Origin of the sequence: Pseudomonas sp. UBA6753 (genome assembly GCF_002453565.1) — a bacterium.
Lineage (GTDB): Bacteria > Pseudomonadota > Gammaproteobacteria > Pseudomonadales > Pseudomonadaceae > Aquipseudomonas > Aquipseudomonas putida_Z.
Genome location: NZ_DKHD01000032.1, coordinates 354,236 through 379,082, shown reverse-complemented (window position 1 = coordinate 379,082; position 24,847 = coordinate 354,236). Strand labels below are relative to the sequence as shown.

The window sequence follows — 24,847 nt, the reverse complement described above, 5'->3', positions numbered from 1 at the left end:
AGGCGGATTATCGCTGTTTTGGTAACAAAGATTCGCAGGAATCCACGCTTATCGCCAGTGCTGCCGCCCCCTAGAATTGCCCGGCCCCTTTACCTCTTCCTCGGGAAATCGCAGCTGTGCCGCGTCGCATCATCAGAACGCTCAATGCGTTCAGTGCCTGTGCCCTTGCCCTCACCTTGAGCGGCTGTATCGGAACCTGGGGCATTGCCCCGCAAAGCAAGACGCTGCAAGCCAACACCCTGACCACCGACGCGGCCATACGCGAAGCCGCGACCGACGCCCACTGGCCCGACCAGCAGTGGTGGCACGCCTATGGCGACCCACAGCTGGACCGCTGGGTTGCCCTGGCCGTGGCCGGCAGCCCGAGCCTGGCCATGGCTGCGGCGCGGGTACGCGAAGCCAAGGCCATGGCTGGCGTGGTCGAGTCGGCGGAAAAACTCCAGGCCAACGGCCAGGCCACGCTCAAGCGCCACAACTGGCCTGAAGACCAGTTCTACGGCCCGGGCGCGCTGTCCGGCGCCAATACCTGGGACAACAACGCCGCCATTGGCTTCAGCTATGCACTTGACCTGTGGGGCCGCGAACGCAACGCCAGCGAGCAGGCCGTGGACCAGGCGCACATGAGCGTGGCCGAAGCCCGCCAGGCGCAACTGGAGCTGCAGAACAACGTGGTGCGCGCCTACATCCAGCTGAGCCTGCACTTCGCCCAGCGCGATATCGTCAAGGCCGAGCTGGAACAGCAGGAGCAGATCCTGGCCTTGGCCAAGCGCCGCCTGGATGCCGGCATCGGCACTCACTTCGAAGTCAGCCAGGCCGAAGCGCCGTTGCCGGAAACCCACCGCCAGCTCGACAGCCTGGATGAAGAAATTGCCCTGGCCCGCAACCAGCTGGCCGCCCTGGCCGGCAAGGGCCCGGGGGAGGGCGCGCAGTTGCAGCGCCCGAGCCTGGCCCTGGCCGCGCCGCTGAAGCTGCCGTCGAACCTGCCGGCCGAACTGGTCGGCCAGCGCCCCGACGTGGTCGCCAGCCGTTGGCAGGTGGCCGCCCAGGCGCGGGGCATCGATGTCGCCCATGCCGGCTTCTTCCCCAACGTCGACCTGGTCGGCAGCCTTGGCTTCATGGCAACCGGCGGTGGCCCGCTGGAGTTCCTCACCGGGCGCAAGTTCAACTACAACGTCGGCCCGGCCATCAGCCTGCCTATCTTCGACGGTGGCCGCCTGCGCTCGCAGCTGGGCGTGGCCTCGGCGGGCTATGACGTGGCCGTGGCACGCTACAACCAGACCGTGGTCGGTGCGCTGAAGAACATCTCCGACCAGCTGATCCGCCGTGAGTCGATGAAGGAGCAGTCGCACTTCGCCGCCGAGTCGGTCGCGGCCGCGCAGAAAACCTACGACATCGCCATGGTCGCCTTCCAGCGTGGCCTTACCGACTACCTGAACGTGCTCAACGCCCAGACCTTGCTGTTCCGCCAGCAGCAGGTGCAACAGCAGGTGCAGGCTGCCCGCCTGATTGCCCATGCCGAGTTGGTCACCGCCCTGGGCGGTGGCTTGCAGGCTGGTCAGGATGTGCCGAAAGAGGAGCGCCAGGCCGTACCGAAAACCCCGGCCACCCTGGCCATTTTCGACAAGAAGCCGGATAACGCCGAATGAGCACTTCCAGTTTGCCCGTGCGCTGGCTGCAGAGCCTGGAATGGCGCCGGGGCTTCTTTGCCTGGGCGCGCACCGACGGGGTGACCTGGGTGTACATCTTCAAGGTGCTGGCCGCTGCGTTCATCACCCTGTGGCTGGCCATGCGCCTGGAGTTGCCGCAACCGCGCACGGCGATGATCACCGTGTTCATCGTCATGCAGCCGCAAAGCGGGCATGTGTTCGCCAAGAGCTTCTACCGGGTGCTCGGCACCCTGGCCGGCTCGGCGATGATGGTGGCGCTGATCGCCATATTCCCGCAGAACACCGAGCTGTTCCTGCCCAGCCTGGCCCTGTGGGTAGGCCTGTGCTCGGCCGGTGCCATGCGCTATCGCACCTTCCGCGCCTATGGTTTCGTGCTGGCCGGCTACACCGCGGCGATGATCGGCCTGCCGGTGCTGGAGCACCCTGACCAGGCGTTCATGGCGGCGGTATGGCGGGTGCTGGAAATTGCCCTGGGCATCCTGGTATCGACCTTCGTCAGCGCCGCGATCCTGCCGCAGTCGGCCAGTGCCGCCATGCGCAACGCCCTGTACCAGCGCTTTGGCGTGTTCGCCGGGGTGGTGGTCGAGGCCCTGCGCGGCGAAAGCCAGCGGGACCGCTTCGAGAGCAGCAACGTGCGCTTCGTCGCTGAAGCAGTGGGGCTCGAGAGCCTGCGCAACGTCACCGCCTTCGAAGACCCGCACATGCGCCGGCGCTCTGGTCGCCTGGTGCGCATGAACAGCGAGTTCATGGCCATCACCACACGCTTCAATGCCCTGCACCGGTTGCTGGAGCGCCTGCGCGCCCGCGGCCCGCTGCAGATCGTCGGCGCCATCGAGCCAGGCCTGAACACCCTGGTGGAGCTGTTGCAGCCCTACGTGGGCCGGGCGCTGACCGACGCCGATGCGCTACGCCTGACCCTGGAGCTGGCCGCCTACAAGGAAGGCTTGCAGGCACAGGTGCGCGGCCTGCGCGCCGAGTACCTGGCAACCGAGCCGAGCGAGTCCGACCTGCTCGACTTCCACACCGCCTTCGAGCTGCTCTACCGCTTCGTCGACGAGATGTACGGCTACGCCGAAACCCACGCCTCGCTGGCTGCGCACCGGCACGAACGCGAGCAGTGGGATGAGCCCTACGTGGCGCAGACCAGCTGGCTGGTATCGTTGGCCGCCGGTGTGCGCGCCTCGGCGGTGCTGTTGCTGCTGGGCAGCTACTGGCTGTTCAGCGACTGGCCCAGCGGCGCCATGATGACCCTGATCGCCACCGTCACCGTGGGCCTGTCGGCAGCCTCGCCGAACCCCAAGCGCATGTCGTTCCAGATGGCCTGCGGCACGGCGATTGGTGCCTTCGTCGGCTTCTTCGAAACCTTCTTCGTGTTCCCCTGGATCGACGGTTTCCCGCTGCTGTGCATGGTCCTGGCACCGGTGTTCGTGCTGGGCGCGTTCCTCTCGTCACGGCCGGCCTATGCCGGCTACGGCATCGGCCTGCTGGTGTTCTTCGCCATCGGTTCGGTGCCGAACAACCTCACCGTGTATGACCCATACACCTTCATCAACGACTACATCGGCATGGTCATCGGCATGTTCGTCTGTGCCGCTGCCGGTGCGATCATCCTGCCGCCCAACAGCCGCTGGCTGTGGAGCCGCCTGGAGCAGGAACTGCGCGAGCAGGTGCTGTTCGCCATCAGCGGCCGCCTGCGCGGCATCGGCACGGCCTTCGAAAGCCGCACCCGTGACCTGCTGCACCAGGCCTACGGCCTGGCAGCCGGCAAGCCGCAGGTACAGAGCCAGTTGATGGGCTGGATGTTCACCGTGCTGGAAATCGGCCACGCCATCATCGAGCTGCGCAAGGAACAGGCCCGTGCGCCGGTGCACCCGGCCTACGCCGAGTCGCAGCCCTGGCGCCAGGCGATCCGCGTGATGGGCCGTGCCCTGGCTCGGCTGTTCCTGCAGCCCAGCGCCAGCAACCACGAACGCGCGCTGGTGGCGGTGGACCATGCCATCGCCCGCGTGCAGGCCACCGACGAGCCCTTCGCCCGCCACTTCGACACTTCGGTGCTGCGCCGCGCGCAAAGCTACCTGCACTTCATCCGTTCTTCCCTGCTCGACCCACAGTCGCCGTTGGCACCGGCGAAAGGACTGCACGATGCTCCGTGAAACCATGCCCCGTGAAATCGCTTTCCATGGCGTGTACATGCCCACCATGACCTTGATGTTCCTGTTCGCCCTGGGCCTGGCCTGGGGCCTGGACCGGTTCATTGCCAGCCATGATGGCTACCGCTTCTTCTGGCACCCGGCGCTGCTGCGCCTGAGCCTGTTCGTCTGCCTGTTCGGCGCTTTGGCGCTGTCGCTCTACTGGTGAGAATCCTTCGATGAAAAAGTTCTTCAGCCTGATCGCCACCTTGTTGGTGCTTGCCGCTGCCGTGGTGATCGGTCGCCAGTTGTGGCTGCACTACATGACCACGCCATGGACCCGCGACGGCCGTGTGCGTGCCGACATCATCAACGTCGCCGCCGACGTGCCTGGCTATGTGGTGGATGTGCCGGTCAAGGACAACCAGCGGGTGAAGAAGGGCGACCTGTTGATCCAGATCGACCCCGAGCATTACCAACTGGCGGTCGACCAGGCCAAGGCGCAGGTTGCATCGCGCAAGGCCACCTGGGAGATGCGCAAGGTCAACGCCAAGCGCCGTGCCGACATGGACAACCTGGTGATCTCCAAGGAAAACCGCGACGACGCCAGCAACATCGCCAACTCCGCCCAGGCGGACTACCAGCAGGCCCTTGCCGAACTGGCAGCCGCCGAACTGAACCTCAAGCGCACGCATATCGTGGCCACGGTGGACGGCTACGTGACCAACTTGAATATCCACAAGGGTGACTATGCGCGTACCGGTGAAGCGGTGATGGCGGTGGTCGACGAGAACTCGTTCTGGGTATACGGGTTCTTCGAGGAGACCAAGCTGCCGCATGTGAAGGTGGGGGACCAGGCCGAGTTGCAGATGATGAGCGGCGAGCGCATCAAGGGCCACGTGGAGAGCATCGCCCGCGGCATCTACGACCGCGACAACCCACAGAGCCGCGAGTTGATCGCCGATGTGAACCCGACCTTCAACTGGGTGCGGCTGGCGCAGCGGGTGCCGGTGCGCATTCATATCGATGAAGTGCCGGACGGGTTTTTGCTGGCGGCGGGGACGACCTGTACGGTGGTGGTGAAGCCGAGCGAGGGATGATCACAGCTTAGGTTGGACTTTTTGGCGTCTTCAGGAAAAGGACTACACGAGGGTAGGAAGCGGATGTCATGAGTCGCCTGTAGTTCGCGCTGCACAATGCCGTTTTCGAGTCGCCTGCAGCTTGCTCTGGCAGTGAGTCGGGAAAGGAATGGCCCCGCAATGCGGGGCCATTGATACGTACCTAGCGTCATCACCAGCATGACCATCAGGTCTTCTGGGAGAGGGCGACATAGGGCTGCATCGCGAATGCTAATACAGGAAGGACGAGTTTGACAAACCGGGACTGGAGCCAATTTCTTGAGCAGGCTTTTTCCAAGCCTCGCCTTGCTCGATACGCCATCAACCCTCGTAAAACCGCCGCCGCTACTGCGTATGCCCATAACATGCTGCTTGGGCAAGCAATCTACCCGTGCCTGCACGTATTGGAAGTCAGCCTGCGCAACGCCATGCATCAGGCTTTGCGGCTCAAGTACGGGCGAGCCGATTGGTGGGAGGTGGCGGAGTCACTCACTGCTGTCGACAGGTCGGAAATCGAGAAGGCCAAGGCATCGATCAAGGTGAAGCGCCATGCCGCAACACCTGACAAAATCATTTCTGATCTTAGCTTTGGTTTTTGGGTCTCCCTGCTGAACACCAGGCACGAGCAGGCGTTCTGGAAGGAGTTACGCCTTGCCTTCCCCCGGTGCCCGAAGAAAAGGCGCCAAAGAAATGAAATTTCAAAGGTATTGAATCTGATTCGGGATCTACGCAATCGAGCAGCTCACCACGATGCCTTGCTCTGGTTGGAACCCGATATTCGGCAACGGCATCTGCTCTGCCTGGAAGTTATTGGTTGGGTAAGCCCGGAGTTGAAACCTTGGCTTACCCGCTATGATGGTTTTTCCGAAGCATGGTCAAACTGGGTTTGCTGCACCGCCTGTGACTGCTAACCAGCAGCCCCCACCAATACTGGTACCTTCACCCGATCAATCACCTTCGCGCTGATCGACGGGTCCAGCATCCGCCCCAGCCGCGACAGGTGGCGGTGGCCCATGATGATCAGTTCACAATTCAGTTCCTGCGCCTTGGCCACGATCGCCTCGACCGGCTGCCCGGCCACCATGCAGCCCCGGCTGGCGAAGCCGGCTTGCTGCAACTCGCGCACCGCCTCGGCCACGGCCTGGTCGGCCTGGTGCTGCTCTTCGCAGGCGGCGGGGTATTCTTCCAGTTCTTCTGCGGTGTAAGGCGCGGGTTGGTCGTGGACGGCGAAGGTAGAGTCGATGGCCAGCAGCACATGCAGTTCGTGTTCGCCGGGGCGGCAGTAGTGGCGGGCAAGGGTGAGCAGGGCAGTGGATGCAGGGGAGGCGTCGATGGCGATCAGGACGGGGCTGGGCATGTGGGGTCCTTGGCAAAAGCTGGATGATGTATCTGCAGGGGCGGCCCTTTCGCGGGCATGCCCGCTCCCACAGGTACCGCACATCACTCGAGCATTGTGGGGTTCCTGTGGGAGCGGGCGTGCCCGCGAAAGGGCCAGACCTGCCAATGCTTCATTTAAGGCCGAACACTGCCAGTGAATAAATGCCCCACCACGCACGAGCGCATTGCGTCTGGTGCAATCCAGCAACCTGCTACCATCGCCATCCCCCACAGCTGTAACGGAAAACGGCCATGCAACTCCCGGACATGAACCTGCTCGTCGCCCTCGATGCCCTGCTCGACGAGGGCAGCGTGGTCGGCGCGGCACAGCGCATGAACCTGAGCCCGGCGGCGATGAGCCGGACCCTGGGGCGTATCCGCGATGCGTTGGGTGACCCGATCCTGGTGCGCGCCGGTCGCGGCCTGGTGCCGACACCGCGGGCGCTGGCCCTGCGCGAGCAGGTGGCGGCGTTGGTGGAGCAGGCCGGCGAGGTGTTCCGCAGTGGCGACGAGGTCGACCTGCCCAAGCTTGACCGGGCCTTCAACATCCGCACCAACGACCTGTTCATCGCCCTCTACGGCGCCCAGCTGCTGCGGCGCATGCACGAGCAGGCACCGCGCACGGTGCTGCGCTTCGTGCCGGAAAGCCCCGGCGGCGATGATGACAGCGTGCTGCGCGACGGGCGGACCGACCTGATCATCAGCTCGACCGTGGACCTGGGGCCGGAGATCAAGGTGCAGAGCCTGTTCCAGACCTACTACGTGGGCCTGGCGCGGCGCGACCACCCGATTTTCGAGCAGCCGATCACGGCGCACAGTTTTGCCAGTTATCCACAGATCAGCGTGTCCCGCCGTGGCCGTGCCAATGGGCCGATCGATGTGGAACTGGCCAACTTCAAGGTGCAGCGGCGGGTGGCGCTGATTACCCCGAGTTTTCACTCGGCGCTGTTCTCGCTGCCGGATTCCGACCTGATCCTGCCGATGCCGGCCAACATCCTCAACAGCGTGCACAAGCTCGGGCTGCCGCTGCGCTCGTTCGAGATCCCGGTCCCGCTGGAGCGAGTGACCGTGCTGCAGGCATGGCACCCCCGGTTTCACAATGACCCGGCACATCGGTGGCTGCGGCAGACCCTGAAGGCTTGCTGCAGTGTCGACCCTTGATTCCGGGTTGGCTTCTTCGCGGGCATGTCGGACCGCCGCACCGCCGCTCCCACAGGTACACCACAGCCCTCAGGCCCTGTGATTTTTCTGTGGGAGCGGGCGCGCCCGCGAAGCAGGCGACTCGGTTTCAAAGTGGATTGCGCCTGACGCAACATAAACCTACCGATAAGTCAGTTTTCGTCAGCATTCGACCTTCTTAGACTTGCTCCAGTCGCAAATTTGTTGCTGGAGATGTCTGCCCATGAGTTCCCTGTCCGCCCCGTCTGCCGCGATTGCCGCCGCCCCCGCGCCGGCCGCGCCTGCGCAGACTGCGTTCGGCCTGCAGGTAGTGGTCGGGCTGTTCGGTGTGCTGCTGGCCGTGTTGTGCGCGGGCCTCAACGAGTCGGTGACCAAGATCTCCCTGGCCGATATCCGTGGGGCCATGGGTATCGGTGCCGACGAAGGCGCCTGGCTGCTGGCGGTCTACAGCGCTGCCTCGGTCTCGGCCATGGCCTTCGCGCCATGGCTGGCCACCACGTTCTCGCTGCGGCGCTTCACCATGTGCGCCATCGGCCTGTTCGCCGTGCTCGGCCTGCTGCAACCGTTCGCCCCCAACCTGCACAGCCTGATGCTGCTGCGTGTGCTCCAGGGCTTCGCCTCTGGCGCCTTGCCGCCGATGTTGATGAGCGTGGCCCTGCGCTTCCTGCCACCGGGCATCAAGGTCTATGGCCTGGCCTGCTATGCCCTCACTGCCACCTTCGGCCCCAACCTCGGCACGCCGCTGGCAGGGCTGTGGACCGAATACGTCGGTTGGCAGTGGGCGTTCTGGCAGATCATCCTGCCCTCGGCGCTGGCCATGTTCTGCGTCGGTTGGGGCCTGCCGCAGGACCCGCTGCGCCTGGAGCGCTTCAAGCAGTTCGACTGGCGCGGTGTGCTGCTCGGCTTGCCCGCCATCAGCTGCATCGTGCTGGGCCTGTCGCTGGGTGACCGCTGGGGCTGGTTCGATTCGCCGCTGATCTGCTGGCTGTTCGGCGGTGGCCTGCTGTTGCTGGTGCTGTTCATGTACAACGAATGGTCCGAGCCGCTGCCGTTCTTCCAGTTGCGCATGCTGTCACGGCGCAACCTGAGTTTCGCCCTGGTGACCCTGGCCGGTGTGCTGATCGTGCTCTCGGGCGTTGGCAGCATTCCGTCGGCCTACCTGGCGCAGATCCAGGGCTACCGCCCGGCGCAGACCAGCCCGCTGATGATGCTGGTGGCCATGCCGCAGTTGATCGCCCTGCCGCTGACGGCGGCGCTGTGCAACATCCGCGCGGTGGACTGCCGTTGGGTGCTGGGCATCGGCCTGGCGATGCTGGCGGCGTCCTGTGTCGGCAGCAGCCTGCTGACCAGCGAGTGGATCCGTGGCGACTTCTACCCGTTCTACCTGCTGCAGGTGTTCGGCCAGCCAATGGCAGTGCTGCCGCTGCTGATGCTGTCCACCAACGGCATGACCCCGCAGGAAGGCCCGTTCGCCTCCAGCTGGTTCAACACCGTCAAGGGCCTGGCCGCGGTGATCGCCGGTGGCCTGCTGGACGCCCTTGGCACCCTGCGCCGGCACTTCCATTCCAACCACCTGGTGGACAGCCTGGGCAACGCCCCGCTGGTCGACGGTAACGCAGCCGGCCTTGCCAGGCGCATCCACGACCAGGCGCTGGTGCTGACCTCGGCCGACCTCTACCTGGTCATGGCCTGCATTGCCGTGGCCCTGATCTGCCTGATTCCTTTCGTGCCTACCCGGGTCTATCCGCCGCGCGCGGTGGCCTGAACCCTGGATGAATTCGAGAACACTGAAATGACCAACAACCGCAAAACCCTGTTCATCGGCTCGGTGCTTGCCGTGGCCGTCCTGGCCGGCATCGCTGGCCCCTGGATGTTCGGCAGTGACCACCGCCAGAGCACCAATGACGCCTATGTGATCGCCGACTACACCGTGGTCGCGCCCAAGATCGCCGGCTTCATCAAGGAGGTGTTGGTGGAGGACAACCAGCAGGTCAAGGCCGGCCAGTTGCTGGCGACCATCGATGCCCGTGACTACCAGGCCGCGCTGGATGCCGCGCAGGCGCAGTTGCTGGTGGCCCAGGCGCAAAGCGCCGATGCCCGTGCCACCCTCGAGCGCCAGTCGTCGCTGATTGCCCAGGCTGAGGCCGCAGTGAAAGCTGCCCAGGCCGAAGCTGCGTTCGCCGACCATGAGGTCAACCGCTACAGCCGCCTGGCCGAGCAGGGCGCCGGCACCGTGCAGAACGCCCAGCAGGCGCGCAGCGGGGTCGACCAGGCCCGCGCACGCCTGGCCAATGCCCAGGCGGCGCTGGTAGCGGCGCGCAAGCAGGTGGATATCCTTACCGCGCAGGTAGCCAGTGCCGACGGCCAGCTGAAGCGGGCCGAGGCAGGGCTGGAAAAGGCCCAGCTCGATCTGTCCTACACCCGCATCACCGCGCCGGTGGACGGCATGGTCGGCGAGCGCGCCTTGCGTGTCGGTGCCTACGTCAACCCGGGCGCCCGCCTGCTGTCGGTGGTGCCGTTGCAGCAGGCCTACGTGGTCGGCAACTTCCAGGAAACCCAGCTGACCCACGTACAGCCTGGCCAGGCCGTGAGCATCAGCGTCGACACCTTTGCCGGTGAGAAGCTGCAAGGCCATGTGGAAAGCATCGCCCCGGCCACCGGCGTGACCTTCGCCGCGGTCAAGCCGGACAACGCTACCGGCAACTTCACCAAGGTGGTGCAGCGCATCCCGGTGAAGATCGTTTTCGATGACGGCCAGCCGCTGCTTGCCCGCCTGCGCGTGGGCATGTCGGTGGAAGCGACCATCGACACCCGTGGCGACAAGCTGGACGGCAAAGAGGTAAGCGCACGATGAAACCGGCATTACGCTTGAGCCCGTTGCTGCTGGCCGTATTGATGGCTGGCTGCACCCTGGGCCCGGACTTCCAGCGCCCTGACAGCCAGGCCCCGCAACAGTGGGCGCCGCTGCAAGGCGAGGCGGCGGCCAGCCAGCCGCAGGCCGAACCGCTGGAACTGCGCTGGTGGGAGAGCTTCCACGACGCCCGCCTGAGTGCCTTGATCCAGCGCGTTGCCGAGCGCAACCTCGACCTGCAGATGGCCAGTGCCCGCCTGCTGCAAAGCCGCGCCCTGCGCAGCACCGTGGCTGCCGACCAAGTACCGTCGGTGGACGTGAACGCTGGCTACAGCCGCTCGCGCAACAGTGCCGAAGGCCTGAGTGACCCGTCCGGCAAGGCGGGCAAGGAAGCCTTCAACCTCTGGCAGGGCGACTTGGTGGCCGGTTGGGAGCTGGACCTGTGGGGCCGTGTGCGGCGCCAGGTCGAGGCTGCCGATGCCACGGTCGAAGTGGCCGAGAACGACCGCCGCGGCGTGCTGCTGGCATTGCTTTCGGAAACCGCCGGCAACTACATCCAGCTGCGCGCCGTGCAGCACACCATCGACGTGACCCGCGACAACCTCAAGGTCGCCCAGCACAGCCTGAAGTTGTCCGAAAACCGCCAGGCTGAAGGTGTCGCCACGCGCCTGGATGTGGCCCAGGCCAGTGCCCAGGTCGCCTCGATCGAGTCGCGCCTGCCAAGCCTGGAAGCGCGGCGCGATGACCTGATCAACGCTCTCAGCCTGCTCGCCGCCGAACCGCCACGCAGCCTGCAGGCCGAGTTGCTGCAGGGCGGCGAACTGCCTGCGCCGCAGCAGAAGTTCGCCATTGGCCTGCCGTCCGAACTGGCCGAACGCCGCCCGGACATTCGCCAGGCCGAGGCCCGCCTGCATGCTGCCACTGCAAGCATTGGCGTGGCCAAGGCCGACTTCTACCCCAGCATCCGGCTGTCGGGCAGTGTCGGGTTCCAGGCCATGCAGCTGTCCGATTTCGGCGCCTGGGATTCACGCCGGTTCGCCTTCGGGCCACAGCTGTCGCTGCCGATCTTCGAGGGTGGCCGGCTCAAGGGCACCCTGGAACTGCGCGAGGCGCAGCAGCAGGAAGCGGCGCTGAACTACCGCAAGGTGGTGCTGGGTGCCTGGCATGAAATCGACGATGTGCTACGCCTGTACAACGCCAGCCAGCTGCGCCGCGACCACCTGGCCGAGGCGGTGCGGCAGAACCGCATCGCCCTGGAAACTGCCCAGCGCCAGTATGTGGAAGGGGCGGTGGACTTTCTCAATGTGCTGACGGTGCAGGGGGCATTGCTGGCCAGCGAGGAGCAGTGGATCGACAGTTCGGCGGCGGTGTCGCAGGCGCTGGTGGGGCTTTACAAGGCCCTGGGTGGTGGCTGGCAGGCGTTTGATGAGCAGCCTGTGAAGAAGGCATAGGGGGCCGCCCAGCGGCCCTTCGCGGGCATGCCCGCTCCCACAGTTAAACCTGTAGGAGCGGGCGTGCCCGCGAAGGGCTGCTGAGCAGCCCCAGCGATTTCCCAGACAGATGAGGAGGCACAGATGCACATTTCCCTGAACGGCAAGCGCGCCATCGTCAGCGGCTCCACCGCGGGCATCGGCCTGGCCATCGCCATCGGCCTGGCCGAGGCGGGGGCCGAAGTGGTCCTCAACGGTCGCACCCAGGCCCGGGTCGACGAAGCCCTCAAAGTTGTGCGCGAACGCCTGCCGCAGGCGCGCATCATCGGCATCGCTGCCGACCTGGGCACCCAGGCCGGTGCGCAGAAGTTGTTCAACCAGGTGCCGCACACCGACATCCTGGTCAACAACCTGGGCATCTTCGAGCCCAAGCCGTTCTTCGAGATCGCGGATGAGGACTGGCAGCGTTTCTTCGACGTCAATGTGCTCAGCGCCGTTCGCCTGTCGCGCCACTATGCCCAAGGCATGGCCGAGCGCAAATGGGGGCGGGTGGTGTTCCTGTCCAGTGAGTCGGCGCTGCAGATCCCGACCGAGATGATTCATTACGGCATGACCAAGACTGCGTTGCTGGCGGTGTCGCGCGGGCTGGCCGAGACCCTGGCCGGCACCGGGGTGACGGTGAATTCGGTGCTGCCGGGGCCTACGCGTTCGGAAGGTGTGGGCGACTTCTTTGCCAAGCTGGCCGAGGAGCAGGGGGTATCGACTGAAGAGCTGGAAGCCAACTTCCTGGCTGAGCACCGGCCGACCTCGCTGATCAAGCGGCTGGCGACGGTGGAGGAGGTGGCGAACATGGTGGTGTACCTGGCATCGATGCAGGCCAGTGCCACTACCGGGGCTGCCTTGCGGGTGGATGGTGGGGTGCTGCGTTCCATTGCCTGATCTGTTTTGCCTGTACCGGCCTCTTCGCGGGCTTGCCCGCTCCCACAGGTACAGTGCAATCTTCGGGATCACACTATCCCTGTGGGAGCGGGCAAGCCCGCGAAGAGGCCGGTACAGGCAACCAAACAATCAGAGCGGGCGCAGTAGGCCAAACCGCTTGCGCAACGCCCAATCCAGCACCCGCCGCGGCAGTAACCGGGCCATCAACGGCAATGCCGTACTGCCGTTCCCCAACCGCACCACCGCTGGCACCGGCGACTTCCCGACCGCAGCCAACACGCCCTGGGCAAACACCGCCGCCGAGGTCGGCTTGTCCTGCGAAGCCCGCGCCCGTGCCTGCACATGCTCGCGCAACGGCCACCACGCCGAATCCGTCGCCAGCACCTGCTCGGCCTGGCGCTGGGCATTGCTGGCGAACTGCGAGGCAATCGCCCCTGGCTGCACTTCCATTACCTGCACACCAAACGGCGCCAGTTCCAGGCGCAAGGCATCGCTCAGGGCATGCACGGCTGCTTTCGAGGCGCAGTAGGCGCCGGCGAACGGCGTGACCAGCACGCCTGATACGCTGCCGATGTTCACCACCAGGCCCCGTGAGCGGCGTAGCTGTGGGAACAATGCGCGGGTAACGCCGACCACGGCGAACACGTTGGTTTCGAACTGCTGACGCAGGGCATCCACACCGCCATCGAGCAGCGGGCCCATGGCGCCGTAGCCGGCGTTGTTGATCAGGATATCGAGGTTTTCCAGTTCCTCGGCCAGGCGGCCCAGTGCCTCGCTGTCGTTCACATCAAGTTGCCGGGCGGTGAAGCCGGCGGCGTTCAGTTGCTCGACATCCTCAGGTTTGCGGGCGGTAGCCCAGACGTGGTGGCCGGCATCGCGGAAGGCGTCGGCCAGGGCGCGGCCGATGCCGCTGGAACAACCGGTGATCAGGACGGTGGGCATGGTTGGGGCCTGTTGTCAGGGGAAGTTGATGTTGCCTGTGCCGGCCCTTTCGCGGGCTTGCCCGCTCCCACAGGTACTCCACAGCTCTTGAGTACTGTGCAGTACCTGTGGGAGCGGGCAAGCCCGCGAAAGGGCCGGCACAGGCGATACATTAGTTGGCAAACGTACCTTGCAGATGCTCTGCACGAAACTCCAGGGTCTGCGGCCGGTACCCGGAGCGCAGTGGCGGCAGGGGCAAGCAGTCCTTCCACTCGGCCCCTGGCTGCAGCTCACCCGGCCCACGATAGCGCGGGGCGTTGTAGGTGTTCTCCGCCAGGTTCACGGTATCGCCCGGCGCGTAAGCCGCCACTCGCCAGCGCAGCTCGGTCAGCGGCACGTCGTTGCCGTTCTTCATGCGCACCTGCAGGGCCCGGTCGGCGGGGCAGTGTTCGGGAGCGTAGGTCAGGCGCAGGTCCAGGCGGGCCAGTTGCGAGGTTTCGCGGGTGTCCTGCCAGACGACGAACAGGGCCACCAGGCCCAGGCCACAAACGGCAGCCAGCGAGATCGGCAGGGCCTTGGCCGGGTAGCGCAACAGCAGCACCAGCCAGGTGAGGATGAGGAAGGCACCGATGATCATGAAAGCGGGCAGACCTTGGTTGCGCGGGGTCAGACCATCGTAGCCCAAAATAACAAAGCTTCAAAAACCTGATTCGTCTAGATCAATCAGCCAGCAGGAGAGTTTGATGGGTTATGACCCTGGGTAGGGATATTGATTCAGGTGTTACCTGGTATTTTTGATAGGTTACAACTTCTCGATTATTGATTAGTTTCAATCTGTATGTATCTATAATCGGAGTGGAAGAAATGGAAAATATTCGCGAAAACTGGACTGAGATTGAATTCGCTATTCCTGAGGGGGCAGTTTGGTACGGGGCGGCAAGGTTGCCAGATGGTTATTATTATGTGGCAGCATCATCGCAGCGGGAAATTTGTGTGCTGCGGTATGATGATCGAGGAAGTCTGGATATATCCTTCGGCGAGCAAGGGGTAGTGAAATTCCCAAACCCTGATCGTTTTGGTACTAAATTTTCTTTCAGTCTGCAAGAAAATGTGGTCATGCTGTCCTGCCTGGCGGGTGAAGCTGGTAATTATAGTAATTTTCTGATCTGCAAACTTGACGCCGATACCGGGGCGTTGGATCCGGGCTTCGGGGATAACGGTGTAAAAGTTGTGCCGATACCTCAGGCGGTCCAGACCGAAATTGTCGGCTCGAGTGTCAATCAATCCCCGCAGTTACCGGACGGTAAGCATCGACAACTTGTATCTCGTGGGATGGCTCAATTTGAGTTGACAGGTGAATTGGACCCAGCATTCAACGAGAATGGGGTGCTGAGAAGTTTTCCCAAGTCAAGTTACGAATATCAGACAATGAATATCATGCCTTACATGAGTGCCGGTAAGCATGAAGGTTTCTTGATGAGTGGTGTTTTCAACCTTGGAGGCTATGGCCGTGGATGGGTGAGAGCCATCGATAGCGAAGGTAAATTGTTGCGAGATTTCGGTGGCGATGGTGAAGTCCATTTCATGAAGCTCCCAGATCATGAGCTCACCAATCTGGTAATGGAGCCGATGTTACAGGTCGACGATTATCTGTATGTGGCTGGCAGTGGAGGACATGAGCTGTTTCCAAAGTTCATCTATCGTCTGCATCGGGATGGCAGAATAGATGAAAGTTATAACGATGGTAAGCCAGTATTTTTGGAAGTTGGAGCGGCCAAGGTTTTTCACCTGGTCCAAGACGGCGACGGCATTCTCATCGGTATATGGGGTGTTGAAGCGACGGGTGGGATCATTCGATACGATGCCGCTGGTAAACGAGACCTGTCTTTCGGCCAGGGCGGTTGGTTGAACATGCCCGTGAAATACATGGATCCCGTATCGTTGACCATAAGGGAATATGAAGGCTCCAAGATTGTGGAAGTATTGGGTGGCCGTTATCTCTTGCGTCACCGGATCGAGTAGATCACAGCTGAGCAGGGCTCGGGCAGCCCTGGCCTGGGTGGTTCCCAGCCATTGCCTGGTGCAATGGCTGGGATGCCACTTTTACTGCGCGATGGTCTTCACCGAGACACCACGCTCGATCGGTGTAGAGGTACGCCCGTACACATCCTCGAAGCGCTCGATGTCATCCTCGCCCAGGTAGCTGCCGGACTGTACTTCGATGATCTCCAGCGGGATCTTGCCCGGGTTGCGCAGGCGGTGCACCGAGGCGATCGGGATGTAGGTGGACTGGTTCTCGGTCAGCAGGAACACGTTCTCGTCACAGGTCACCTCGGCGGTGCCGGACACCACGATCCAGTGCTCGGCACGGTGGTGGTGCATCTGCAGCGACAGGCTGGCGCCCGGCTTGACGGTGATGTGCTTGACCTGGAAGCGGCCGCCCATGTCCACCGAGTCGTACGAGCCCCACGGGCGATACACTTCCAAGTGGTTCTGGGTTTCGCTGCGGCCCTGCTCGTCGAGGGTCTTGACCATCTGCTTGACGCCCTGGACCTTGTCCTTGTGGGCAATCATCATGGCGTCCTTGGTCTCGACCACCACGATGTTCTCCAGGCCGATCACCGACACCAGCTTGCCGTTGCCGTGGATCATGCAGTTGTGGCTGTCCTGCACCACCACGTCGCCCTTGGTGACGTTGCCGTTGTCGTCCTTCTCGTGCACTTCCCACAGCGACGACCAGCAGCCCACGTCGCTCCAGCCGGCCGACATCGGCACCACGCAGGCGCGCTGGGTCTTTTCCATCACCGCGTAGTCGATGGAGTTGTCCGGGCAGCAGGCAAAGGTGGCTTCGTCGATGCTCAGCACATCACCGTCTTCCTGGCTGCGCTCCAAGGCCAGCACGCAGGTGTCGTAGATGTCGCCGTCGTGCTTCTTCAGCTCTTCGAGGAAGCGGCTGGCACGGAACAGGAACATGCCGCTGTTCCAGAAGTAACCGCCGGCCTGGACGAACTCGGCGGCGCGTTTTTCGTCGGGCTTCTCGACAAACTGCGCCACGCGCGCCACGCCTTCAGGCAGCAGGGCGTCCTGGCTGGAACGGATGTAGCCGTAACCGGTTTCCGGCTTGGTCGCCGGCACGCCGAACAGCACCATCTCGCCACGCTCGGCGGCCACGGTGGCCAGGGCCAGGGCGCGTTGCAGGGCCTTCTGGTCATCGATCACGTGGTCGGCGGGCAGCACCAGCATCAGCTCGTCGCGGCCTTCGTTGACCAGTTTCATGGCAGCCATGGCTACGGCCGGCGCGGTGTTGCGGCCGAACGGTTCCATCAGGATGCCTTGGGTTTCCAGCTTCAGCGCGGCCAGTTGCTCCTGGACGATGAACTTGTGGTCCTTGTTGCAGACCACGATCGGTGTGTCCATGCCTTCGAACACCAGGCGCTCGAGGGTTTGCTGGAACAGGGTGTGTTCACTGGTCAGGGCCAGGAACTGCTTGGGGAACTGCTTGCGCGACAGAGGCCACAGACGGGAACCGCTACCACCAGAAAGAATTACCGGGATCATCATGTTTCTCCAATAGTCGTTGAGAGGCAGGGGAATCAGTTGCTAGCCACGGGGCGAGTTACCCACACCGGCGACAAGGCGTTGCCGGAACCCGTTACGTACAGCACTGCGGCTTCGCCGCGCTCCAGGGCGACGGGTTTGACGTCACCCACTTTCTTGTCTCCTTGGTACAGCGCCAGGTTGACCTTGACCGGGTTGATTTCGCGTTCGCCACGGCCGTTGGCGGCCACCGGCTTGACCACTTCGGTCTTGCCGTCGGCGGTCTTCAGGGTCAGTTGCTGGTCACTCAGGTTCTGCACGCGAACCAGGGCTTTCTGCTTGTTCTTGAACGGCGGCTCTTCGATCAGCTGCGGGTTGCCGCTGGCGCTGTTGACCAGGGTGTAGTACTTGTCCGCAGCCAGCTTGACCGGCACGCTCTTGCCGCCGACCTGGGCGGTGTAGTCCCCCCCTGGCAGGAAGCTGAAGTCACTGCTGCCCTGAGCACCAACCTGTTTGATCTGGGTGTTGCCGACCGAAGCTGCCGCCGGTGCGCTGGAAGCGTTGTAAAGGCGCACGAAGGTCGAGCCTTTCGGCGCGCTCGGGCCATACAGCGCGGCGTCGGCACCGGCGAAGGCCTGCATGGAGGCCAGGGACAGGCCGGCTGCGAGGGTGAGGGCTTTGGCAATGGAAGTCTTGGTAGTCATATGTATGTTCCTCTGATTAGTGGTTAGTCCGGGTGGACGACAAAGCCAGGTTTTCTTCGGATTTACGGGTGTTCTTCAGCTGGGCGATCCACTGTGGATCGAAGCTGCTGAGGTCGTTCTTCATTGGCAGATAACGTTCGGGGAATTCCCACACCACCACCTGGGGTGCGGCGTTCTTGAAGGCATCGCTTTGCAGGTACTTGAGCATCGGCAGTAGCGGGCCATGGCCGTCTTCGGCGTAGTTGGCCACGTCGCTGCGCAGGGCCTGCTGCAGCGCGCCGAGGAAGTTCCAGTGCGGGTTGGCGCTGTAGCTGGTGCCCACCAGTGCAACCGGGATCTGCGTGTCGGCGAACAGTGCGTCACCGGCTTCACCTTCGGCCTCGACCGGGCGAGTGGTGCGTTGCTGCAGGTTGTCCGGGGCTGGCAGCAGGTTGCTGAACAGCGGGTCCAGTGGCAGGAAGTTGGTCAGGTCGCCCTTGTATGGCGCGGTGCTGCCGGCTTCGGTGATGAACGCCTGCGGGTCGCCGTTGAGCAGGCTCTGGCGGTTGACCGCTTCGGCCAGTGCCTGCGCCGCCACTTCGGCGCCCATCGGCGTCCAGTGGGTGTCGGTGCGCAGGAACACCTGGCCGCGGGCCTTGGCCTGCTCCATGGGTGCCATCAGGTCCGGGGCGAACACGTTGGCCTGGCGTGCCTGGGCATGGAACTGGTTGTACAGGTCGTCATGCAGGCTGGTCGGCAGTTCCTTGCCCAGGTACTCGGCGTACACCCGCGCCTTGGCCGGCACGATCGCCAGCACCAGCTGGCTGCCGTGCTGCTGCAGTGTGTCGCGCACGCCACGGATCAGCGCCAGGTTTTCCTGCATCAGCTGCTCGGCACCGGCGGTGGGCTTGAACTCTTCGTCACTGAACAGCCACTGGTCGCGGCCCAGCACCACGCCGGGGCGGCCTTCGTTGAACAGCTTGAAGTCCATCGCCGCCCAAAGGTTGGTGCCCAGGCGCTTGATCGGGAACTGCTCGTCATAGTGGGTCTCGGCGGCTTTGGCCAGCTTGCCGTTGAGCAGGGTCATCTGCTCGGTACGCTGGAAGCTTTGCAGGCCACCGGTGGACCAGACGCCCATGCCCACCAGCAGGCCGAGGAACGACAGCGAATAGGTAATGCGTAATGTCCGGGTCATGTCATCAACCTCAGAACTGGAAGTAAAGGAACGGCGAGTAGCTCTGCGCCGAAAGCTTGAGGATCGAGGCCACGAACAGCAGCAGCACCAGGGCGCGGGTCATCACCCGGGTCCAGTCCAGGCCGATCGAACCGTCGCTGTTGACCTCCACCGGGGTGGCCTTGGGCGTTGGCCTGGCGTTGCGGTAGAAGTCGCGCAGGCCGAAGAACGCCAGGGTGATGTAGGCGACCACCAGGGTGGCTACCTGCAGGCCGGTGAGCTGGGCACGGTTGAGTTCCGACAGCTGCCAGTCGCCGAAGCTGAACATGGCGCCGTACATGCGACCGGCCACCTCCAGGTTCTCGGCACGGAAGATCACCCAGCCGACCACCACCAGCAGGAAGGTGAATGCCCACTTCACCGGGTTGAAACGCTGCGGGTTGGTGTCGATGCCCAGCGCGCGCTCGATGGCCAGCCACATGCCGTGCCAGGCGCCCCAGATGATGTAGGTGAAGTTGGCGCCATGCCACAGGCCGCCCAGCAGCATGGTCAGGAACAGGTTGCGGTAGGTGTTGAAGGTGCCTTTGCGGTTACCGCCAAGGGTGATGTACAGGTAGTCGCGCAGCCAGGTCGACAGGCTGATGTGCCAGCGCCGCCAGAACTCGGTGATCGACTGGCTGATGTACGGCTGCTTGAAGTTTTTCATGAAGCGGAAGCCCATCATCAGGCCCAGGCCGATGGCCATGTCGCTGTAGCCGCTGAAGTCGAAGTACAGCTGCGCGGTGTAGGCCAGGGCGCCGAGCCAGGCATCGCCGGTGGTCGGGTTCTGCAGGGCGAAGCAGTGGTCGGCCACTACCGCCAGGGTATCGGCGATGAACACTTTCTTGATGAAGCCCTGCATGAAGCGGGTGCAGCCTTCGGAGAACTTGTCCAGGGTGTGGGTGCGGTTGTTGAACTGGTCGACCAGGTCCTTGAAGCGCAGCACGGGGCCGGCGATCAGGTGCGGGAAGATCGCCACGAACGCCGCGAAGTCGATCAGGTTGCGGGTGGCCGGGGTGTCGCCGCGGTACACGTCGATGATGTAGCTGATCGACTCGAAGATGTAGAACGAGATACCGATCGGCAGCAGCACGTGGGTGAGGATGAACGGCTCCAGGCCGAACGAGGAGATGATCGCGTTGAGGCTGTCGACGCCGAAGTTGGCGTACTTGAAGTAGCCGAGGATCGCCAGGTCGACACCGACGCCGAGCAGCAGCCAGCGCTGCGCGGGCTTGGTGCGCACACCGGCTGCGCCGACTTTCAGGCCGATCCAGTAGTTCCACAGGGTGACCCCGGCGAACAGGGCCAGGAAGTCCACCCGCCACCAGGCGTAGAAGATGTAGCTGGCGACCAGCAGCAGCAGGTTGCGATAACGTTGCCCGCTCAAGTAGTACAGGCCGAGGAAGATCGGCAAGAACAGGAACAGGAACACGTTGGACGAGAAGACCATCCCGGTTCTCCTTTTTGTTCACAGCATCCGGGGCAAAGCGCCCCCCAAACCCCCCAGTGCAAGACTGGAAGGCAACCTAGTACCTCTGTGGGAGCTGGCTTGCCGGCGATGCAAGGCGAAGCCTTGCCCAGCGGTAGACAGGGGCTGCTACGCAGCCCATCGCCGGCAAGCCGGCTCCCACAGGTGCCACCCCCACATTGGGGTGTGTTACTTCTTGCTCTCTGCGCTCGGGTCATAGACCCGGGTCAGGTCGCCGCCCAGCCGGAAGCTGTTGAACGGCTGCATACCGCGCTTGCGTTGCAGGGTGTCGCCACTGCACGCATACAGGCTGCAGTAGGGCTCCATCCACGAGTACTTGCTGTCGATCTTCAGGTCTTTCATGTCCTGTTTCTCGCCATTGCGGGCCTTGAACTCGCTGGGGTCCTTCGACCCGTTCAGCACCCGCTGCGCCAGGCGCTGCAGGGCGTTGTTGTTCTCGCCGCGCACATCCACGCCATTGACCTGGGCGAAGCTGGCGATCATCGCCAGCGGCGGCAGGGCGTAGTTGTGGTAGGCCAGGGCGCGTTGCTTGCGCTTCAGTTCGTTGGGCAGGAAGCCCTGCTCGTCGACCTGGTTGGCGCCAACCCGGTATTCCTTCACGGCCCAGTCGAACAGGTCGCGACGGTCGGTGGCCACGGCGCTGGCCATTACCGCCCAGGCAGCCCAGTAGCTGTGGTTGTTGATCTTCTCCAGTGGCAGGTCGCTCCAGTCGCGCACGGTCTGCTCGGCCAGGCGGGCGAACCATTTTTCGATCAGCTCGGCCTCGGCCTGGTGCGCGGCCAGCGGCTGCGAATTGGAGAACTTCAGGCGCAGCCACGAACCGCTCATGCTGCCCAGCGCCCATTTGCGCATCGACTTGCCGGTGTGGTTGTAGTCGGTGGACATCAGCGCATCGGCGCGAGCCCAGTCGCCCAGCCAGGCCAGGGTGCAGTCGAGCTGCGCCGGGCGCCCGTCACGCATGTACTGGCCGATCATCTTGCTCACGCCTTTCTCAAGGGTGGTGATGTCTTCGGTGGACTTGCGAAAGGCCTTTTCCGAGTCGGCATTGAGCGTTGCCCGTGCCTTGTCCGAGCCTTCGTACTTGCTGCGGAACTGCAGGGCACCGGTGTATGGCTTGGGGGCAGCCTCGCAGCGGAAGTTGCCGTCGCCGGTCTTGAGCTTTTCGATCCCCTCGTAGTAACCCTGGGGCGGTACCAGCGCGGCGTGCGCGGCACCGCCGCACAACGCCAGGGCAAGCAGGGCGGGGCGGGAAATTCGCTTGAACGGGATCATGGTCGCCTCACTGGCCGGCCTGCGCGGTCTGCGCGGGCACGGCGAAGTTGTTGCGTTTGCAGAGCTTGGCTTCGACCTTCTGGGTACCGCTTTCCGGCCCCTGCACCTCGAACGCCAGCAGGCTCTGGCTGGCCCAGTCCTCGTCTTCGCGCATCTGGAAGACGAAGCGGCCGTCGGTGTCGGAGGTTTCCGGTTTTTCCAGCTTGATGTCCTCGTGGCGGCCGTTGAGGTACCAGAGGGTGGCCTGCAGCACCTTCACCGACGGGTCTTCGAACTTGACGTCCATCTGCATGTTGCGGTTGATCAGGTCTTTGATCACGCCGCCCTTGCCGTTGACCATCAGCTCGTTCTTGCCGGGTTTGAGGGTGGCGCTGGCGCTCATCAGGGCCGGGCGGTCATCGCAGCCGTCGTCGAGCAGGCCAAGGATTTGCCGCCAGATGGTTTCCTGGTCCAGGCGATACAGCGGGGAGAACTCCCAGATCAGGATCTTCGGCGGGTTCTTCTGGAATTCCTCGCTACCCAGGTACTGGATCATCGAACCTTCCAGGCCACCGCCAGGGAAGGCCACGTTGAGCACGTCGGCACCGATGTACTGCTCGAGGAAGCCGGAGAAGTTGTAGTTCTTGCCACTGTGGCTGGTGCCGACCAGGGTGATCTGCGCGTTGCCGCCGTCACCGAACAGGTCGTCGCCGCCGCCGGTGGAGCCTTTCGGCTCGGTGGCGAACTGGTCCATGTACTGGACGGCGTAGCTGGTGCCGCACAGCTGGCCGGCCACGTTATGCAGGGTGCCGGTCTTGCCCATGCGCCCGGACTTTTTCGTTTCGAATTCCTTGCGCGGGATGCCTTCGAAAGCCGGCATCTTGTGCACGGTATCGGCCACGATCTTGGCCGCGCGCTCGGCGCCGTAAGGCGTCCAGTGCTGGTCGCCACGGAAGTAGAAGTCCTTGCCCTGGTCGGCAGCGGCCAGCTGTTCGTTGGTCAGCGGCGACAGGTCGGGCACGTTGTAGCCCATGCTGGCAAAGCGCTTGAGCATGGCCTGGTAGTTGCCCAGGGCCTTCTGGTAGTCGAAGGCAGCCTTTTCCGCCGGGTTGAGCATGTTGCGGTTCACCAGGCCACGGGTCGGCTGGTACACCACCACCAGTTCCACGCCGCGCTTCTTGAACGCGTCGTGCACTTGCTGCAGGCGCTTGTAGCCGGCCGGGGTGGTATTGAACTCGGTGCGCAGGTCTTCGCGGGTACGGAACAGCCAGTCGCCCTGGGCCTGCACCAGCGTGGTGAAGTTCTGCTGGTAACGGGTGGTGTAGCGGCTGGCGTCATGCGCTTCAGGGCACAGCTGGCAGCAAGGCTCGGCGCTGAAGGTGGGGGCCTTGACGTCTTCGGCGCGCACGCCCTGGCTGATAGCCAGAAGGGCGGCGGACAGGCCCAGCAGTTTCATCAGATGTGGAGTCATGGTCTGGGCTTCCTTAATCGATCATTTCGGTCTGGCGTTCGACCGGGTCGATCAGCACAGCCTTTTGCTGGCGTACCAGCAGGTCGAGGATTTCGTCCTGGCGTTCGCCCAGTACGCCGTTGAGGCTGATGCCGCTGGCCTTGCGCGGGGCGAGCATGGACACCTTGTACAGCTCGACCGACAGCGGCGAGTCGATCGACAGTGGCCCGGAGCCGTTGGCCGCCAGTTCGCCACCGACCAGGATCAGCGACACCTTGGTGTCGAACGGGTCGAGGGCGATGTCGCGGTCGGTGTTGGACAGGTCCTTGATGTGGCCGTACACGCCGACCAGGCCGTTGGCCATGGCGACGTTTTCGTACAGGCGGATGTTCACGCTGTTACGCACGCGGATGCCGTGGCGGCGGTTGTTGATCAGCTTGTTGCCCCAGATCAGGTTGTCGCCACTTTCGTACAGGGTGATGCCGTCGGTGTGGTTGCGGTAGATCTCGTTGTAGGCAATCAGGTTGTTGACGCTGTTACGGTCGATCACCACGCCCGAGAGCTTGTTGTCGAAGCTCTTGTTGTTGATGATCCAGCTGTCGTTTACCTCACGCGAAACGATGATGCCGTGCTTCTTCTTGGTGCCGTACACCGTGTTGCCGGCGATGATCAGCCGGTGCGAGCGGTCGTGCGGGTCGATGCCGTAGACGATGTTGTCGCGGTAGGTGCTGTCCTTGACCACGAAGTCCTGGGTCTCGTAGCAGTAGAAGCCGTACCACATGTCGCTGAACTCAGAGCCGATGATCCAGCCGGTGGGTTCCGGGCGGCCCATGCGCTTGGCCATGTTCGGCGTGTACTGCGAGATGCTCACGCCGTACGACTTGGACTTGGCGTAGCCGAAGCTGGCCATTTTCGTATTGACGATGTAGGTCTCGGTGCCGCCCCACGACAGCAGGAACGGGCGGAATTCCTTGGGCGAGCGGAAGGTCGCCGGGCCGTTTTCCTTTTCCCGCCAGCCGGTCACCTGGGTGTCGGTGACGAACAGCTTGCCGTCGTTGACCAGGAACGAACCGCCTTCCTGGGACAGGCGCAGTTGCTTGACCTTGCCATCGATCTCGAGGATGCCCTTCTGCCCGACCACGATCGGCAGGCGCGCCAGGTACACACCCGGCTCGACTTCGCTGAGGTACTGCTTGGGTACCTTCTTGCTCAGCTCGACCAGGTCGACATGGCCGTCATCGACGAAGATCGCCTGCGGAATGCCATGCTGGCGCTGGACCCACTCGGCCGCCTTGTTGTCGCCGCCGACGAATTCCTTGAGGGTATCCTCCTGGAACATGCGGCGCAGGCTGACCTTGCCCTTTTGGCGGCGGTCGATTTTCTTCTGCACCGCTTCGGCGGTGTAGCCGGTCAGGTCGGGCAGCTTCGGCGGGTCCATGTGCAGCGGCTCGATCGGCGCGCTGGAGACCGTGTAGGTCTTGGCCTGCTGCAGTTCCTTGGCGATCACCTGGGGCTCTGCGGCAGCCACCAGGCCGCTGGCCAGCAGCAAGGCGCTGGCCAACAGGCTGTGACGTAAGTGCGGGTGAAGGTTCATAACGGTAAGTCCTCTACCG

The 24,847-nt window shown here is 63.6% G+C and carries 21 protein-coding genes; 11 read left to right on the top strand and 10 right to left on the bottom strand.

Annotated features, from left to right (window positions below):
- The first annotated feature begins 116 nt into the window (after positions 1-116).
- The 5 genes from B2790_RS13410 (at position 117) to B2790_RS13390 (ending at position 5,825) form a co-directional block, all read left to right on the top strand.
- Positions 117-1,646: an efflux transporter outer membrane subunit gene (locus B2790_RS13410; protein ID WP_286918974.1), complete on the top strand. Its 1,530-nt coding sequence runs from the start codon at positions 117-119 to the stop codon at positions 1,644-1,646.
- A complete protein-coding gene (locus B2790_RS13405; protein ID WP_025340597.1) occupies positions 1,643-3,820 on the top strand; it encodes an FUSC family protein in 2,178 nt (725 codons plus the stop codon). Before B2790_RS13410 ends, B2790_RS13405 begins: the two co-directional genes overlap by 4 nt.
- Positions 3,821-3,824: 4 nt before the next feature.
- Positions 3,825-4,025: a DUF1656 domain-containing protein gene (locus B2790_RS13400; RefSeq protein ID WP_008097766.1), complete on the top strand. Its 201-nt coding sequence runs from the start codon at positions 3,825-3,827 to the stop codon at positions 4,023-4,025.
- Positions 4,026-4,035: 10 nt separating this feature from the next.
- The gene (locus B2790_RS13395) at positions 4,036-4,896 is read left to right on the top strand and encodes an HlyD family secretion protein (protein ID WP_013974168.1); all 861 of its coding nucleotides are present in this window, start codon (positions 4,036-4,038) and stop codon (positions 4,894-4,896) included.
- 269 nt (positions 4,897-5,165) lie between these two features.
- Positions 5,166-5,825 (top strand): Abi family protein, encoded by a 660-nt coding sequence (locus B2790_RS13390; protein ID WP_286918973.1) that lies wholly within the window; start codon positions 5,166-5,168, stop codon positions 5,823-5,825.
- Here B2790_RS13390 and B2790_RS13385 read toward each other — a convergent pair.
- Positions 5,822-6,271 carry a universal stress protein gene (locus tag B2790_RS13385; protein WP_286918972.1) on the bottom strand — a complete coding sequence of 150 codons (450 nt, stop codon included), beginning with the start codon at positions 6,269-6,271 and terminating at the stop codon, positions 5,822-5,824. The genes B2790_RS13390 and B2790_RS13385 overlap by 4 nt on opposite strands.
- Before the next feature lie 272 nt (positions 6,272-6,543).
- Between B2790_RS13385 and B2790_RS13380 the strand changes: the two genes are divergently transcribed.
- The 5 genes from B2790_RS13380 (at position 6,544) to B2790_RS13360 (ending at position 12,690) form a co-directional block, all read left to right on the top strand.
- Positions 6,544-7,452 carry a LysR family transcriptional regulator gene (locus B2790_RS13380; protein WP_015271755.1) on the top strand — a complete coding sequence of 303 codons (909 nt, stop codon included), beginning with the start codon at positions 6,544-6,546 and terminating at the stop codon, positions 7,450-7,452.
- Positions 7,453-7,693: 241 nt separating this feature from the next.
- The gene (locus B2790_RS13375) at positions 7,694-9,235 is read left to right on the top strand and encodes an MFS transporter (RefSeq protein WP_286918971.1); all 1,542 of its coding nucleotides are present in this window, start codon (positions 7,694-7,696) and stop codon (positions 9,233-9,235) included.
- Between the two features lie 27 nt (positions 9,236-9,262).
- A complete protein-coding gene (locus B2790_RS13370) occupies positions 9,263-10,324 on the top strand; it encodes an HlyD family secretion protein (protein WP_137162380.1) in 1,062 nt (353 codons plus the stop codon).
- Positions 10,321-11,772: an efflux transporter outer membrane subunit gene (locus B2790_RS13365; RefSeq protein WP_286918970.1), complete on the top strand. Its 1,452-nt coding sequence runs from the start codon at positions 10,321-10,323 to the stop codon at positions 11,770-11,772. Before B2790_RS13370 ends, B2790_RS13365 begins: the two co-directional genes overlap by 4 nt.
- 123 nt (positions 11,773-11,895) lie before the next feature.
- Positions 11,896-12,690, top strand: coding sequence for an SDR family NAD(P)-dependent oxidoreductase (locus tag B2790_RS13360; protein ID WP_031692690.1), 795 nt, complete (start codon positions 11,896-11,898; stop codon positions 12,688-12,690).
- Between the two features lie 129 nt (positions 12,691-12,819).
- On the opposite strand, the gene B2790_RS13355 is transcribed toward B2790_RS13360, so the two are convergent.
- Both B2790_RS13355 and B2790_RS13350 read right to left on the bottom strand, forming a co-directional pair.
- The gene (locus tag B2790_RS13355) at positions 12,820-13,632 is read right to left on the bottom strand and encodes an SDR family oxidoreductase (RefSeq protein ID WP_286918969.1); all 813 of its coding nucleotides are present in this window, start codon (positions 13,630-13,632) and stop codon (positions 12,820-12,822) included.
- A gap of 151 nt (positions 13,633-13,783) precedes the next feature.
- Positions 13,784-14,248 (bottom strand): hypothetical protein, encoded by a 465-nt coding sequence (locus B2790_RS13350; RefSeq protein WP_015271749.1) that lies wholly within the window; start codon positions 14,246-14,248, stop codon positions 13,784-13,786.
- A 227-nt stretch (positions 14,249-14,475) separates the two neighbouring features.
- Between B2790_RS13350 and B2790_RS13345 the strand changes: the two genes are divergently transcribed.
- Positions 14,476-15,633, top strand: coding sequence for a hypothetical protein (locus B2790_RS13345; protein ID WP_286918968.1), 1,158 nt, complete (start codon positions 14,476-14,478; stop codon positions 15,631-15,633).
- 81 nt (positions 15,634-15,714) lie between these two features.
- Here the strand turns inward: B2790_RS13345 and B2790_RS13340 are convergent, their stop codons facing one another.
- The 7 genes from B2790_RS13340 to algG all read right to left on the bottom strand — a co-directional run bounded on the left by B2790_RS13340 (position 15,715) and on the right by algG (position 24,828).
- Positions 15,715-17,169: a mannose-1-phosphate guanylyltransferase/mannose-6-phosphate isomerase gene (locus B2790_RS13340; protein ID WP_075046291.1), complete on the bottom strand. Its 1,455-nt coding sequence runs from the start codon at positions 17,167-17,169 to the stop codon at positions 15,715-15,717.
- A gap of 35 nt (positions 17,170-17,204) precedes the next feature.
- Positions 17,205-17,852, bottom strand: a complete 648-nt coding sequence (locus B2790_RS13335; protein WP_046617046.1) for an alginate O-acetyltransferase AlgF — start codon at positions 17,850-17,852, stop codon at positions 17,205-17,207.
- Between the two features lie 16 nt (positions 17,853-17,868).
- On the bottom strand, positions 17,869-19,026 hold the full coding sequence (locus B2790_RS13330) for an alginate O-acetyltransferase (RefSeq protein ID WP_025340586.1): 1,158 nt from the start codon (positions 19,024-19,026) through the stop codon (positions 17,869-17,871).
- Between the two features lie 10 nt (positions 19,027-19,036).
- Positions 19,037-20,494, bottom strand: coding sequence for an MBOAT family O-acyltransferase (locus B2790_RS13325; protein WP_286918967.1), 1,458 nt, complete (start codon positions 20,492-20,494; stop codon positions 19,037-19,039).
- Positions 20,495-20,701: 207 nt separating this feature from the next.
- Positions 20,702-21,805, bottom strand: a complete 1,104-nt coding sequence (locus tag B2790_RS13320; protein ID WP_025340585.1) for a mannuronate-specific alginate lyase — start codon at positions 21,803-21,805, stop codon at positions 20,702-20,704.
- A gap of 7 nt (positions 21,806-21,812) precedes the next feature.
- Positions 21,813-23,255, bottom strand: coding sequence for an alginate O-acetyltransferase (locus B2790_RS13315; RefSeq protein ID WP_025340584.1), 1,443 nt, complete (start codon positions 23,253-23,255; stop codon positions 21,813-21,815).
- 13 nt (positions 23,256-23,268) lie between these two features.
- A complete protein-coding gene (gene algG / locus B2790_RS13310; protein ID WP_075046287.1) occupies positions 23,269-24,828 on the bottom strand; it encodes a mannuronan 5-epimerase AlgG in 1,560 nt (519 codons plus the stop codon).
- Positions 24,829-24,847 lie beyond the last annotated feature (19 nt).

What these genes read in the sequence shown, in the direction of transcription:
- B2790_RS13405 (WP_025340597.1), top strand. Translation starts at nt 1,643, where the DNA reads ATGAGCACTTCCAGTTTGCCCGTGCGCTGGCTGCAGAGCCTGGAATGG.
- B2790_RS13330 (WP_025340586.1), bottom strand. Translation starts at nt 19,026, where the DNA reads ATGACCCGGACATTACGCATTACCTATTCGCTGTCGTTCCTCGGCCTG.
- B2790_RS13375 (WP_286918971.1), top strand. Translation starts at nt 7,694, where the DNA reads ATGAGTTCCCTGTCCGCCCCGTCTGCCGCGATTGCCGCCGCCCCCGCG.
- B2790_RS13365 (WP_286918970.1), top strand. Translation starts at nt 10,321, where the DNA reads ATGAAACCGGCATTACGCTTGAGCCCGTTGCTGCTGGCCGTATTGATG.
- B2790_RS13325 (WP_286918967.1), bottom strand. Translation starts at nt 20,494, where the DNA reads ATGGTCTTCTCGTCCAACGTGTTCCTGTTCCTGTTCTTGCCGATCTTC.
- B2790_RS13355 (WP_286918969.1), bottom strand. Translation starts at nt 13,632, where the DNA reads ATGCCCACCGTCCTGATCACCGGTTGTTCCAGCGGCATCGGCCGCGCC.
- B2790_RS13360 (WP_031692690.1), top strand. Translation starts at nt 11,896, where the DNA reads ATGCACATTTCCCTGAACGGCAAGCGCGCCATCGTCAGCGGCTCCACC.
- algG (WP_075046287.1), bottom strand. Translation starts at nt 24,828, where the DNA reads ATGAACCTTCACCCGCACTTACGTCACAGCCTGTTGGCCAGCGCCTTG.
- B2790_RS13370 (WP_137162380.1), top strand. Translation starts at nt 9,263, where the DNA reads ATGACCAACAACCGCAAAACCCTGTTCATCGGCTCGGTGCTTGCCGTG.
- B2790_RS13335 (WP_046617046.1), bottom strand. Translation starts at nt 17,852, where the DNA reads ATGACTACCAAGACTTCCATTGCCAAAGCCCTCACCCTCGCAGCCGGC.
- B2790_RS13315 (WP_025340584.1), bottom strand. Translation starts at nt 23,255, where the DNA reads ATGACTCCACATCTGATGAAACTGCTGGGCCTGTCCGCCGCCCTTCTG.
- B2790_RS13385 (WP_286918972.1), bottom strand. Translation starts at nt 6,271, where the DNA reads ATGCCCAGCCCCGTCCTGATCGCCATCGACGCCTCCCCTGCATCCACT.
- B2790_RS13380 (WP_015271755.1), top strand. Translation starts at nt 6,544, where the DNA reads ATGCAACTCCCGGACATGAACCTGCTCGTCGCCCTCGATGCCCTGCTC.
- B2790_RS13395 (WP_013974168.1), top strand. Translation starts at nt 4,036, where the DNA reads ATGAAAAAGTTCTTCAGCCTGATCGCCACCTTGTTGGTGCTTGCCGCT.
- B2790_RS13340 (WP_075046291.1), bottom strand. Translation starts at nt 17,169, where the DNA reads ATGATCCCGGTAATTCTTTCTGGTGGTAGCGGTTCCCGTCTGTGGCCT.
- B2790_RS13345 (WP_286918968.1), top strand. Translation starts at nt 14,476, where the DNA reads ATGGAAAATATTCGCGAAAACTGGACTGAGATTGAATTCGCTATTCCT.
- B2790_RS13350 (WP_015271749.1), bottom strand. Translation starts at nt 14,248, where the DNA reads ATGATCATCGGTGCCTTCCTCATCCTCACCTGGCTGGTGCTGCTGTTG.
- B2790_RS13400 (WP_008097766.1), top strand. Translation starts at nt 3,825, where the DNA reads ATGCCCCGTGAAATCGCTTTCCATGGCGTGTACATGCCCACCATGACC.
- B2790_RS13320 (WP_025340585.1), bottom strand. Translation starts at nt 21,805, where the DNA reads ATGATCCCGTTCAAGCGAATTTCCCGCCCCGCCCTGCTTGCCCTGGCG.